Source organism: Pseudomonas synxantha, assembly GCF_900105675.1.
GTDB classification, from domain to species: Bacteria; Pseudomonadota; Gammaproteobacteria; order Pseudomonadales; family Pseudomonadaceae; genus Aquipseudomonas; species Aquipseudomonas synxantha.
On the sequence record NZ_LT629786.1, the window covers coordinates 788,130 to 800,975 of the forward strand.

Consider the following 12,846-nt stretch of genomic DNA (forward strand, 5'->3'; position numbering starts at 1 on the left):
GGGGGATTTCTGGGTAACGACCGAGCGGGCAGGCGCTTTTGGTAAAAGGCCCAGCCGTTGACGGTCTGCGAAGGCGCGCGATTTTATCAGGCTTGAGGGGCAGCGGCCATCCTCGGGCCGACGGGCAGGGCCATATAGGTAGAAAACCGCTGAAAAAATGCTGATCGGCTCTGCCTGGGTGGCTGTTAAGGTATAGCCTTGGATCCGCAATCGTTATGACAGCACCAAAACTTATCGAGGCCTCTGTGAATGTTTTGCTGGCTGGCGTGGTCACAGCCTGGCTAAACCGATTCACGCGGTCTGTTCCAGCCGCTAAATTTGTCGTTCGGGAATCTTCCATGCGTCTGTGTAAATTCTTCTTTGTAGGCTGCTTGTCGTTGGTCTGCCTGGCGAGCCATGCCGAAACCCTCAATGGCCTCTATCAAGTACTCGAGCCCGTCAGCAGCCAGTCGCCCCAAGAGCGCGACCAGGCCACCCAGCGTGCCGTGCAGACCCTGGTGATCCGCCTGACCGGCGACGCCAAGGCTGCCGACGGCCCTGGGCTGTCGGCGATCCGCAAGGACCCGCAACAAATCATCAGTCAGTACGGCTACGACGCCGGCCCACCGGAAAGCCTGCAAGTGGACTTCGACCCGGTCAGCACTGATCGCGCCTTGCGTGACGCGGGCCTGTCGATCTGGGGCAGCAATCGGCCGTCGATCCTCGGTTGGTGGCTGAACGATTCCACCGAAGGCAGCAGCCTGGTCGGCGATGGCCAGGCGGTTGCCCAGGCGCTGCGCCGGGCCGCGCAACACCGTGGCTTGCCGCTGCGTCTGCCACTGGGCGATCTGGATGAGCAGGTGGTTGCCACTGCGCCAAACCTGGAAAGTGCCGACGCCACACCCTTGCGCGCAGCCTCCGAGCGCTACGGCGCCGACGCTTTGCTCGCTGTGCACGCGCGCCAGGAAGGCAATCAGTGGCAGGCCAAATGGCGCCTGTGGCTGGGCGACAAGGCCGAGCAGGGCACTGCCCAGGGCGCTGACACTGCCGCACTAGCCGATGCTGTATTGCTGGCGGTCAGCCAAACGCTGGCGCCGCGCTTTGCGGTCAAGCCGGGGGTGAGCAGCGAGCAGCTGCTTGAAGTGCAAGGCATGAACCTGGAGCGCTACGCCGCACTGGGCCGCTTGCTGGAGCCCTTTGGTGGTCAACCGCAATTAGTGGACGGCAATCGCATCGTGTATCGCGTCAATGGCAGCGCCGAGCAGCTGCGTACTCAATTGAGCCTGGCCAAGTTGCAGGAAATTCCCGCAGGTGAAGTCCCGGTTCAACAACCGGTGGTGGATGGCACGCAACCGGCGGCTGCACCTGAGCCCCAGGCGCAACTGCGTTTTCGTTGGTAAATGATGTTCTTCCTTCTATATAGAAGGAGGGCGTAGATGGATAACAGATGGAGTGGTTTATGGCGGATACGCGTCGTTGGGTGTGGCTTGGCGGGATTGTCCTGCTGTGCGGTTTTGTATTCTTGCTGCATTCGATCCTGACGCCGTTTCTGGTGGCGCTGCTGCTCGCGTATCTGTTCGATCCCGTGGTGGATCGCCTGGAAAAAGCCGGTATGTCGCGCACCTGGGGTGTGGTTACGGTATTTGCGCTGTTCACGCTGATTATCACGGCGCTGGTGCTGATACTGGTGCCGATGTTGGCCAAGCAGCTGTTTCGCCTCTATGAACTGGCGCCGCAGATGCTCGACTGGTTGCAGCACACGGCAATGCCGTGGGCGCAGTCCAAGTTTGGGCTGGCGGATGGTTTCTGGAAGTTCGACAAGGTCAAGGCGGCCATCAGCGAACACATGGACAAGACCACCGACATCGTCAGTGTGGTGCTCAGCCAGGCGACCGCTTCAAGCCTGGCGTTGATCGGCTGGTTGACCAACCTGGTGTTGATCCCGGTGGTGGCTTTCTACCTGCTGCGGGACTGGGACATCATGATGGCCAAGATCCGCAGCCTGCTGCCCCGTGACCGTGAAGAACGCATCGTCTCGCTGGCGGGCGAATGCCATGAGGTGCTCGGTGCATTTGTCCGCGGCCAATTGCTGGTGATGTTGGCCTTGGGGGTTATCTACGCTGCCGGTCTGATGGCGATCGGCCTGGAGCTGGGGCTGTTGATCGGACTGATCGCGGGCCTGGCGGCTATCGTGCCGTACATGGGCTTTGTGATTGGCATCGGTGCGGCGCTGGTGGCGGGCTTGTTCCAGTTTGGCGGCGACCTTTACCCGATGCTGGGGATTGTCGCGGTATTCATGGTCGGCCAGGCCTTGGAAGGCATGGTGCTGACGCCGCTGCTGGTGGGTGATCGGATTGGCCTGCACCCGGTAGCGGTGATCTTTGCGATCCTGGCCGGTGGCGAGTTGTTCGGCTTTACCGGCATCCTGCTCGCGCTGCCGGTGGCGGCGGTGATCATGGTGCTGGTACGGCATGTACACGACTTGTATAAGGATTCGGACGTGTACACGGGCATTGATGAGCCTGATTTGTAATCGTGATGTCACAAACCCGGCTCAGGCCGGGTTTGTCGTTTATGGCGGCGGGTGCGTCAAACAATCCGCGTAAATTCACCAGGTTAACGCAAACCTTTGATTTTGCTTGTGGTCTGCTGCATTGTGCGCCCGGCGTCACGGGTATAAACTTTGCAAACTTTAGATAGAGGCCACTAACGGTTCCATGGGAGCCGTTCAGTCAGCATGAAACCGATTCAGCTGCCCCTAGGTGTGCGTCTGCGTGATGACGCTACCTTTATCAACTACTACCCAGGCGCCAATGCCGCTGCACTCGGCTATGTCGAGCGGCTCTGCGAAGCCGACGCCGGGTGGACTGAAAGCCTGATCTACCTGTGGGGCAAGCATGGCGTGGGGCGTACCCACCTGCTGCAGGCCGCATGCCTGCGTTTCGAGCAGATGGGGGAGCCGGCGGTGTACTTGCCCCTGGCTGAGTTGATGGATCGCGGCATCGGCATCTTCGACAACCTTGAGCAGTACGAGCTGGTGTGTCTCGACGACTTGCAGGCAGTGGCTGGCAAAGCGGAATGGGAAGAAGCGCTGTTTCATCTGTTCAACCGCCTGCGCGACAGCGGCCGGCGCCTGCTGATCGCCGCATCGACTTCACCGCGCGAGCTGCCGGTGAAGCTGGCTGACCTCAAGTCTCGCCTGACCCTGGCGCTGATCTTCCAAATGCGCCCGTTGTCCGATGAGGACAAGTTACGTGCCCTGCAACTGCGTGCGTCCCGTCGCGGCCTGCACCTGACCGACGAAGTCGGGCACTTCATCCTTACCCGTGGCACCCGCAGCATGAGCGCGTTATTCGATTTGCTCGAACAGCTCGACCAGGCGTCGTTGCAGGCGCAAAGGAAATTGACGATCCCTTTCCTGAAAGAAACCTTGGGTTGGTAAGTGGTTGATTTGCCATGGTTCGGCACTTTTCAGGCGCCAGAAAAACTGCGCTTGAGCCCAGCAGGCCACGCAGTAGCAGCGATAAATGGAATTACGGCTTAGATGTCATGGTCGAAACCAGAAGTCACATAGATCACGATTGAATTTGCAAATCGATGTGATAGAGGGCATAGTCTCGGCTTCTTTACACATCAGCCACGGTCGTGCCCATGCTAAATCGCTTCGCACCCCTCGTGCCTCTCGCACTCGTTACCCTGTTGTTTGGTTGCGCCTCCCACCCTCAGCAGGTGGTAGAGCAGCAGAAGCCACAACCACAGACTCAACAAAAATTCGTCGCCGCACAGTCTTCCACTGTTTATGAGGAAGAGTTGACCACTGAAAAGGAACTGGCCGATTTCTCCGGCAGCAAGCCTTACCAGCTGCCTTTGCTGGCCGACAGCATCCTTGAGCGCGGCAAGTCCCTGATCGGTACACGTTACCGTTTTGGCGGTACCTCGGAAGCTGGTTTCGACTGCAGCGGCTTCATCGGCTACCTGTTTCGTGAAGAAGCCGGCATGAATCTGCCTCGCTCGACGCGCGAAATGATCAACGTGGATGCACCGTTGGTCGCACGCAACAACCTCAAGCCGGGCGATCTGCTTTTCTTTAGTACCAGTGGTCGTGGGCGTGTCAGCCACGCCGGTATCTATTTGGGCGATAACCAGTTTATTCACTCCAGCAGCCGCCGCAGTGGTGGTGTCCGGGTCGATAACCTGGGTGACAGCTACTGGAGCAAAACCTTCATCGAAGCCAAGCGCGCACTTGCAATGGCCCCGACTACGGTTACCGCCAGTAAGTAAAGTTAAAGTGATACTTGAAGTTTGACGTGTAAGCGCTAGAATCCCTGGACATTGTTGTCATCCGTTCGCGCGAGCTTTGCTTGCGCGTTCTGGTTTTCAACGTTCGGCAGCGAAAGCCGCATCCAGACCAGGATTGTTCTGCACATGTCGACCTCGGCCCGCCTGATTCTTATTGTTTGCGCCGCGTTGCTCAGCGCCTGCGCGAGCCGCCCACCGCCGCCCGCGCCTGTAGCGGTCAAGCCCAAGCCGGTGTTCAACTACGCCACCCAGAATTTCTCGCCTGCTGCCGAAGATGTGCTCTTCCGCGCCTTGGGCCTGGTTGGCACGCCCTACCGCTGGGGCGGCAACACGCCGGACTCGGGGTTTGATTGCAGCGGCCTGATTGGCTTTGTATTCCGCGACGCCGCCGGTATCTCCCTGCCGCGCACTACCCGCGAACTGATCGTGATGCGTGCCCAGGACGTCAGCGAGCAGAACCTGCAAACCGGTGATCTGCTGTTCTTCGCCACAGGTGGTGGTTCGCGGGTCAGTCATGCAGGGATTTATGTCGGGGAAGGGCGCTTTGTGCATGCGCCGCAAACCGGCGGTACGGTGAAGCTCGATACGCTATCCAAAGCGTATTGGCAGAATGCCTATCTGAGCGCAAAGCGAGTGCTGCCCGGGAATCTGGCACGCAACCCTTAAGTCGTACATAGATCCAAATGTGGGAGGGGGCTTGCTCCCGATAGCGGTGTAACCGTCAGCACATACTCAGCTGACAGGCCGCTATCGGGAGCAAGTCGAATCGTCGCACCGCCCCTCCCACATTGGTTTTATAGTGCTCCTGAGATGGGTTACTTGGCTGCCGACACCCGCCAAACCTTATTCCCCACATCATCAGCCACCAGCAAATTCCCTTGCTGGTCGATCACCACGCCGACCGGCCGACCCATGGCTTTCTCATCGCTGTTGAGAAACCCCGTCAGCACATCCACCGGCTGTCCTTTTGGCTGGCCCCCTTCAAACGGCACGAAAATCACCTTGTAGCCACTGTGCGGCTTGCGATTCCATGAGCCATGTTGGCCGATAAACGCACCGTTGCTGAACTGCGCGGGCAGTTTATTGCCCTCGGCGAATGTCAGCCCCAGTGAGGCGGTATGAGGGCCTACCGCGTAGTCCGGCGCGATGGCCTTGGCGACCAGATCAGGGTTTTGCGGCGTGACACGCACATCCACATGCTGGCCGTAATAGCTGAAGGGCCAGCCATAAAACCCGCCATCCTTGACTGAGGTGATGTAGTCGGGCACCAGGTCACTGCCGATTTCATCGCGTTCATTGACTGCCGTCCACAGCTTGCCACTCTGCGGTTCCCAGGCCATGCCGTTAGGGTTGCGCAGCCCGGAGGCGAAAATGCGGTGCTTGCCGGTGGCGCGGTCGACTTCCCAGATCGCGGCGCGTCCCTGCTCTGCCTCCAGGCCGTTTTCGGCGACGTTGCTGTTGGAGCCGACGCTCACATACAGCTTGCTGCCATCCTTGCTGGCCACCACGTTTTTCGTCCAGTGGTGGTTCAAAGGCCCGCCCGGTAAGTCCACGACCCTAGTGCCCTGGGCTTTGATCGCGGTTTCACCCGGCTGATAGGGGAAGCGCAGCAACTTATCCGAGTCCGCCACATACAGGTCGTTGCCGACCAGTGTCATGCCAAAGGGCGAATTGAGATTCTCCAGGAACACCGTGCGGGTTTCGGCCACGCCATCGTGATCGGCATCGCGCAGCAACGTAATGCGGTTCGGGCTCGGCACGCCGGCACCGGCACGGCCCATGACTTTTTCCATTACCCAGCCACGCACCCCTTTGGAATCGTCCGGCTTGGGTGGTGCATTGGTCTCGGCCACCAGCACGTCGCCGTTGGGCAGCACGTAGAGCCAGCGCGGGTGATCCAGGCCCTCGGCGAACGCGGCAACCTGAGTGCCGGCAGCGGCGGTGGGTTTGGCGCCCTCCGGCCAGCCAATGGCCGGGGCGATATTGACGGTGGGGACCAGGGTCTTGTTCGGCTCCGGCAGCTTGGGCGCAGGCCCGGTGCCGTCGGAGACCTGCAAGGTAGAGCTTTCACCGCAGGCGGTGAGGCCACCGGCGAGCATGATCAGTAAGGCGAGTCGGGTTTTATGCATGGTTTTCTCCTTGATACCTGTAAGGGTAGAGAAGCAGGGTGTACGGATGGTTCAAGTACCAGGCCAGCTTTAATTGACGCTCCACCCCCAACCCACTAACCTTCGCGGCTTGTTCCAGGTGCTCTGTGGCGTGCGCGTCGGCAGAGTGAAACAGGGAAGCCGGTGAGTGAGCGCACTTGTACACAGTGTTGCCGCGATTCCGGCGCTGCCCCCGCAACGGTAAATGAGTCAAGACGGTGCTGTTTGCCACTGTATCGCCCGCGATATGGGAAGGCGCGCCCTCGGCTGCTTCGATAAGACGCGCCACTCATGAGTCCGGAGACCGGCCTTGAACATTCAACAGCATCACGGTGGGCGATGCTTGGCTGTCTGTTTTTTTTTTTCCTGCCCGCCGTTTTTTGTCCAGCCCCAACGGAGAGCTGCCATGACCGATTCCCCCGACCGCGACGAACGCCACTTGGCGCGCATGCTGCGCAAAAAAGCCGTGATCGACGAGCGCATCGCCAATTCACCGAATGAGTGCGGCCTGTTGCTGGTATTGACCGGCAATGGCAAAGGCAAGAGCAGCTCGGCCTTCGGCATGCTGGCCCGCGCCATGGGCCATGGCATGCAGTGCGGTGTGGTGCAGTTCATCAAAGGCCGCAACAGCACCGGCGAAGAGCTGTTCTTCCGACGCTTTCCCGAGCAGGTGCGCTTCCATGTGATGGGCGAAGGCTTCACTTGGGAAACCCAGGACCGCCAGCGCGACATTGCCGCCGCCGAGGCGGCCTGGGCCGTGTCCCGTGCGATGTTGCAAGACGCCTCTATCGGCCTGGTGGTGCTGGACGAGCTGAACATTGCCCTCAAGCACGGCTATCTGGACCTGGACCAGGTACTCAGCGACCTGCAATCGCGCCCGCCGATGCAGCATGTGGTGGTCACGGGCCGCGGCGCCAAGCCCGAACTGATTGAAATGGCCGACACCGTCACCGAAATGGGCATGCTCAAGCACGCGTTCCAGGCCGGTATCAAGGCCCAGAAAGGCGTCGAACTTTGAATCAGCCTCGTCATTGCCCGGCCGTATTGATCGCCGCTCCGGCGTCCGGCCAGGGCAAAACCACCGTCACCGCCGCGCTGGCGCGTTTGCATCGCAACCTGGGACGCAAGGTACGCGTGTTCAAATGCGGGCCGGACTTTCTCGACCCGATGATCCACGAGCGCGCCAGCGGTGCGCCGGTGTATCAACTGGACATGTGGATGGTCGGTGAGCAGGAAAGTCGCCGTCTGCTCTGGGAGGCGGCAGGGGAGGCCGACCTGATCCTGATTGAAGGCGTGATGGGCTTGTTCGACGGCACGCCCTCCAGCGCCGACCTGGCGCGGCACTTCGGCGTGCCGGTACTGGGCGTGATCGATGGCACCGCCATGGCCCAGACCTTTGGCGCCCTGGCCCTGGGCCTGGCACGTTATCAACCCGACCTGCCGTTTGCTGGCGTGCTGGCCAACCGCGTCGGTACTTTGCGTCATGCCCAGTTGCTCGAAGGCAGCCTCACCGAGGGCTTGCGCTGGTACGGCGCGTTGTCCCGAGAGACCGGCATCGAATTGCCCAGCCGCCACCTGGGCCTGGTGCAAGCCAGTGAATTGAATGACCTCGATGTGCGCCTGGACGCCGCCGCCCAGGCCTTGGGCAGCAGTTGTGAAGTGGCCCTGCCGCCGCCCGTGACCTTTGCCGCGCCCGCAGTGATCGAGGCCGAGCCGTTGCTCGCCGGCGTGCGCATCGCCGTGGCCCGTGACGAAGCCTTTGCCTTTACCTACGGCGCCAGCCTTGACCTGTTACGGGTGATGGGCGCTGAGCTGAGCTTTTTCTCACCGATCCATGATCGCCAACTGCCGGAAGCTGACAGTCTGTATCTGCCCGGCGGGTATCCGGAATTGCACCACCAGGCCCTGTCGGCCAATGTCCCGATGCTGGAGGCCATCCGTGCGCATCACGCCGCCGGTAAACCGCTGCTTGCTGAATGTGGCGGCATGCTCTACCTGCTCGATTCGCTCACCGATGTGCACGGTTCTCGTGCCGAACTGGTGGGCCTGCTGCAGGGCGATGCGGTGATGCAAAAGAAACTTGCAGCCCTGGCTCTGCAAAGCGTCGAACTGCCGGAAGGTGTCCTGCGTGGCCACACCTACCACCATTCCCTGACCAACACCGAATGGGCGCCGATTGCCCGCGGCCTGAGCCCCAACGGTGGGCGCGGTGCCGAAGCGGTGTACCGCCAAGGGCGGATGACCGCGTCCTACGTGCACTTTTATTTCCCGTCGAATCCTGGCGCGGTGGCCGCGTTGTTCGCGCCAGACCTTGAGACCGTTATCGCAGGCAAGCCAGCTCCCACAGTTGACCGAGTTGAAACCCAATCCAATGTGGGAGGGGGCTTGCCCCCGATGAGGCCATGACTGACAACGCCTTCCCCAAGGCCGACCGCGACGCTGTCTACCGCGCCATCGCCGAACGCCGCGACATGCGCCACTTCACCGGCGGCAGCGTCGCCCCGGAACTGCTGCAGCGCCTGCTCCAGGCCGCGCACCAGGCGCCCAGCGTCGGCCTGATGCAGCCTTGGCGTTTTATCCGCATCAGCGACCGACCTTTGCGTGGGCAGATTCAACAACTGGTGGAAGAAGAGCGCGTGCGCACCGCCGAGGCCTTGGGCGAGCGCTCCGATGCGTTCATGAAGCTCAAGGTCGAAGGTATCAGCGACTGTGCCGAAGTGTTGGTGGCTGCCCTGATGGACGACCGCGAGCGCCACATTTTCGGGCGCCGTACCTTGCCGGAAATGGACATGGCGTCGTTATCCTGTGCCATCCAGAACCTATGGCTGGCGGCGCGCGTGGAAGGCTTGGGCATGGGCTGGGTCTCGCTGTTCGAACCCCAGGCCCTGGCCGAGCTGCTGGGCTTGCCGCCCGGTGCCAAGCCCCTGGCGGTGTTATGCCTGGGACCGGTGGCGCAATTCTATCCGGCACCGATGTTGCAGCTTGAAGGCTGGACCGAGCCGCGACCGCTGAGTGACATGCTGTATGAAAACAAGTGGGGAGTGAGTCAATGAGTGTGGCCTTGCTGTGTGTCGCTGCGGTGGCGCTGGATGCGCTGCTGGGTGAGCCCAGGCGCTGGCATCCGCTGGTGGCGTTCGGCAATTTCGCCGGGCGTATCGAGCAGCGTTTCAATACCGGTGGACGCGGCTGGCGCAGCCATGGCGTGACCGCGTGGTTTATCGCGGTGGTGCCGCTGACCCTGCTGGCCACGGCTTTGTCCTGGGCGCCGTTGATTGGCTGGCTCGTGGAAATCCTGGCGTTGTACTGCGCCCTTGGCATGCGCAGCCTGGGCGAGCATGTGATCCCGGTGGCCCAGGCTCTGCGCAGGGATGACTTGGACGAGGCGCGCAAACGCGTGAGCTACCTGGTCAGCCGCCAGACCAGCGAACTGGACCGCACTGAAGTCGCCCGCGCCGCCACTGAGTCGGTGCTGGAAAATGGCAGCGACGCGATATTCGCCGCGCTGTTCTGGTTCGTGGTGGCCGGTGTGCCAGGGGTGGTGCTCTATCGCCTGAGCAACACCCTGGATGCCATGTGGGGCTATCGCAACGAACGCTTCGAACGCTTTGGCTGGGCGGCCGCCAAGATAGACGATGTGCTCAACTATATTCCTGCGCGCCTGGTGGCTTTGACCTACGCGTTATTGGGCAAAACCCGCTTGGCCCTCAAATGCTGGCGCGTCCAGGGCCCGACCTGGGACAGCCCCAACGCCGGGCCGGTGATGGCCGCCGGTGCCGGTGCACTGGGGGTCGAGCTGGGCGGTGCGGCGATTTATCACGGCGAGGTACATCAGCGCCCGCCGTTGGGTGAAGGTCCACCGGCCGATGCCGATTCCATTGATCGCGGCTGGCAACTGGTGCAACGCGGCGTATGGTTGTGGTTGTTGGTCCTGTGCATAGGGGCACACATCTATGCTTGAACACGGTGGTCGGCTGCGAAAGGCCGCGATTGAGTATGGGATTGCCGAGGCGGATTGGCTCGACCTGTCCAGTGGCCTGGCGCCTTGGCCGTGGCCGATCCCCGAGATCCCGTTGCGTGCCTGGGCGCGCCTGCCGGAAAGCGACGACGGCCTGGAGCAGGCCGCCAGCGACTATTACGGTACCGCCCAGTTGTTGCCGGTGCCGGGCTCCCAGGCCGCGATCCAGTTGCTGCCGCGCCTGCGGCGTTCCGGCAAGGTCGGCGTGCTTTCGCCCTGTTATGCCGAGCACGCCGAAGCCTGGCGTCGCGCCGGCTACGTGGTGCGCGAAGTGCAGGAGCAGGAGGTCGATTTCTATCTTGACGGCCTCGACGTGCTGGTGGTGGTCAACCCCAACAATCCCACGGGCCTGAGCCTGCCACCGCAGCGCCTGCTGGACTGGCATGCACGGCTGGCCCAGCGCGGTGGCTGGCTGATAGTGGACGAGGCCTTCATGGACGTTACCCCAGAGTTGAGCCTGGCCAGCCATACCCATGAGGTCGGTTTGATCGTGCTGCGTTCATTCGGCAAGTTCTTCGGCCTTGCCGGTGTGCGCCTGGGTTTTGTGCTGGCCGAACGCAAGTTGCTCAAGTTGCTCGCCGAACAGGTCGGGCCCTGGGCCGTCAGCGGGCCGACACGGGTGCTGGGCCAAGTGTGCCTGCGCGATACCGCCGGGCACACCCGCCAGCGCAAGCGCTGCATCGAAGCCGGCCAGCGCTTGTTCGAACTGCTTGAAAGCCGGGGCTTTGAGCCCCACGGCGGTTGCGCGTTGTTCCAGTGGTTGATTACGCCGCACGCCGAACGCCTGCACGAGTTCATGGCCCAGCGCGGCATTCTGCTGCGCCTGTTTGTGCATGATAGCAGCGTGCGTTTCGGCCTGCCCGATACCGACGCCGATTGGCTGCGACTCGACCAGGCCCTGGCCGCCTACAAGGACGCCACATGAGCACCTTGATGGTGCAGGGCACCACCTCCGATGCCGGCAAGAGCACCCTGGTGACTGCGCTGTGTCGCTGGCTGGTGCGCCAGGGCGTGGCGGTGGTGCCGTTCAAACCGCAGAACATGGCGCTCAACAGCGCCGTCACTGCCGAAGGCGGCGAAATCGGCCGTGCCCAGGCGGTCCAGGCCCAGGCCGCCAACCTGGCGCCCCACACCGATATGAACCCGGTGTTGCTCAAGCCCAACAGCGATACCGGCTCCCAAGTGATCATCCATGGCCGCGCTGTGACCAGCATGAACGCCGTGGCCTATCACGCCTACAAGGCTATCGCGATGCAAGCGGTACTGGCTTCCCACGCGCGTTTGAGCCAAGCCTACCCGGTGGTGATGGTCGAGGGCGCGGGTTCCCCGGCCGAGATCAACCTGCGTGCCAACGACATTGCCAACATGGGCTTCGCCGAAGCAGTGGATTGCCCGGTGCTGTTGATCGCCGATATCAACCGTGGCGGTGTGTTCGCCCATCTGGTCGGCACGTTGGAACTGCTGTCGCCCAGTGAGCAGGCGCGGGTCAAGGGTTTCATCATCAACCGTTTTCGCGGTGATATCGCGCTGCTGCAGCCTGGGCTGGATTGGCTGGAGGCGCGCACCGGCAAGCCGGTGGTGGGGGTGTTGCCCTATGTGATGGACCTGCATCTGGAGGCCGAAGACGGTATCGATCAGCGCCAGGTCAACAAGGCCGCCCAGGTGCTCAAGGTGGTGGTGCCGGTGTTGCCGCGTATCAGCAACCATACGGATTTCGACCCGTTGCGCCTGCACCCCCAGGTGGATTTGCAGTTTGTCGGGCCGGGCCAGGCGATTCCTGCGGCTGACTTGATCATCCTGCCGGGGTCGAAGAGCGTGCGCAGCGATTTGGCGTTCTTGCGTGCCAATGGTTGGGATACGGCCGTGGCGCGGCATTTGCGTTATGGCGGCAAGGTGCTGGGGATCTGCGGTGGGTTGCAGATGCTGGGTGAGCAGGTGCATGACCCGCTTGGGCTGGAGGGTGTGGCCGGGTCGAGTGCTGGTCTTGGGCTGCTGGCGTTTGCTACGACGCTGGAGGAGGAGAAGCAACTGCGTAATGTACGCGGGCGCTTGGTGCTCGAGGAGGCGGAGGTCAGTGGGTATGAGATTCATGCAGGGGTGACGTCGGGTGAGGCCCTATTGAGCGCGGCCGTGGTGCTGGACGATGGGCGCAGCGATGGGGCGCTGAGCGCTGATGGGCAGATTCTTGGTACCTATCTGCATGGGCTGTTTGAGGCGCCGGCGGCGTGCAGTGCGTTGTTGCGTTGGGCTGGGTTGCAGGATGTGCAGGAGGTGGATTATCACGGGTTGCGTGAGCGTGATATCGAGCGGCTGGCGGACTTGGTTGAGCACCATTTGGACACCGATTTGTTGCGCAATCTATGCGGGATCTGACGATGTGTACGCGGGCTAAATGTGGGAGGGGCG

Annotated in this window: 12 protein-coding genes and 1 riboswitch; of the genes, 11 read left to right on the top strand and 1 reads right to left on the bottom strand. The window is 61.9% G+C overall.

The genetic code is table 11. The features are described from left to right. Positions 1-338: 338 nt before the first annotated feature. The 5 genes from BLU48_RS03780 to BLU48_RS03800 all read left to right on the top strand — a co-directional run bounded on the left by BLU48_RS03780 (position 339) and on the right by BLU48_RS03800 (position 4,944). Positions 339-1,379, top strand: coding sequence for a DUF2066 domain-containing protein (locus BLU48_RS03780; RefSeq protein WP_057023067.1), 1,041 nt, complete (start codon positions 339-341; stop codon positions 1,377-1,379). Positions 1,380-1,438: 59 nt separating this feature from the next. Then, a complete protein-coding gene (locus tag BLU48_RS03785; RefSeq protein ID WP_043048930.1) occupies positions 1,439-2,512 on the top strand; it encodes an AI-2E family transporter in 1,074 nt (357 codons plus the stop codon). 204 nt (positions 2,513-2,716) lie between these two features. Beyond that, positions 2,717-3,421 carry a DnaA regulatory inactivator Hda gene (hda, locus tag BLU48_RS03790; protein ID WP_003193052.1) on the top strand — a complete coding sequence of 235 codons (705 nt, stop codon included), beginning with the start codon at positions 2,717-2,719 and terminating at the stop codon, positions 3,419-3,421. Positions 3,422-3,630: 209 nt separating this feature from the next. Continuing rightward, complete coding sequence (locus tag BLU48_RS03795) at positions 3,631-4,260, top strand: C40 family peptidase (RefSeq protein ID WP_057023066.1); 630 nt, start codon at positions 3,631-3,633, stop codon at positions 4,258-4,260. Positions 4,261-4,404: 144 nt separating this feature from the next. Next, positions 4,405-4,944, top strand: a complete 540-nt coding sequence (locus BLU48_RS03800) for a C40 family peptidase (protein WP_034117134.1) — start codon at positions 4,405-4,407, stop codon at positions 4,942-4,944. 149 nt (positions 4,945-5,093) lie between these two features. Here BLU48_RS03800 and BLU48_RS03805 read toward each other — a convergent pair whose 3' ends face one another. After that, a complete protein-coding gene (locus BLU48_RS03805) occupies positions 5,094-6,407 on the bottom strand; it encodes a PQQ-dependent sugar dehydrogenase (RefSeq protein WP_057023065.1) in 1,314 nt (437 codons plus the stop codon). A 99-nt stretch (positions 6,408-6,506) separates the two neighbouring features. Next, positions 6,507-6,752, top strand: a riboswitch (cobalamin riboswitch). A gap of 79 nt (positions 6,753-6,831) precedes the next feature. Between BLU48_RS03805 and cobO the strand changes: the two genes are divergently transcribed. From cobO to BLU48_RS03835, 6 genes are read left to right on the top strand one after another with little or no spacing between them, the layout of a single operon-like run. Next, positions 6,832-7,443: a cob(I)yrinic acid a,c-diamide adenosyltransferase gene (gene cobO, locus BLU48_RS03810; protein WP_057023064.1), complete on the top strand. Its 612-nt coding sequence runs from the start codon at positions 6,832-6,834 to the stop codon at positions 7,441-7,443. Beyond that, positions 7,440-8,831, top strand: coding sequence for a cobyrinate a,c-diamide synthase (locus BLU48_RS03815; RefSeq protein ID WP_057023063.1), 1,392 nt, complete (start codon positions 7,440-7,442; stop codon positions 8,829-8,831). Before cobO ends, BLU48_RS03815 begins: the two co-directional genes overlap by 4 nt. After that, complete coding sequence (bluB, locus tag BLU48_RS03820; RefSeq protein WP_056845596.1) at positions 8,828-9,478, top strand: 5,6-dimethylbenzimidazole synthase; 651 nt, start codon at positions 8,828-8,830, stop codon at positions 9,476-9,478. The genes BLU48_RS03815 and bluB overlap by 4 nt, the downstream gene beginning before the upstream one ends. Further along, positions 9,475-10,383, top strand: coding sequence for an adenosylcobinamide-phosphate synthase CbiB (cbiB, locus tag BLU48_RS03825; RefSeq protein ID WP_057023062.1), 909 nt, complete (start codon positions 9,475-9,477; stop codon positions 10,381-10,383). Before bluB ends, cbiB begins: the two co-directional genes overlap by 4 nt. Beyond that, the gene (gene cobD, locus BLU48_RS03830; protein ID WP_057023061.1) at positions 10,376-11,365 is read left to right on the top strand and encodes a threonine-phosphate decarboxylase CobD; all 990 of its coding nucleotides are present in this window, start codon (positions 10,376-10,378) and stop codon (positions 11,363-11,365) included. The genes cbiB and cobD overlap by 8 nt, the downstream gene beginning before the upstream one ends. Further along, entirely contained in the window at positions 11,362-12,813 is a 1,452-nt protein-coding gene (locus tag BLU48_RS03835) for a cobyric acid synthase (RefSeq protein ID WP_057023060.1), read from the top strand. Before cobD ends, BLU48_RS03835 begins: the two co-directional genes overlap by 4 nt. Positions 12,814-12,846: the final 33 nt, after the last annotated feature.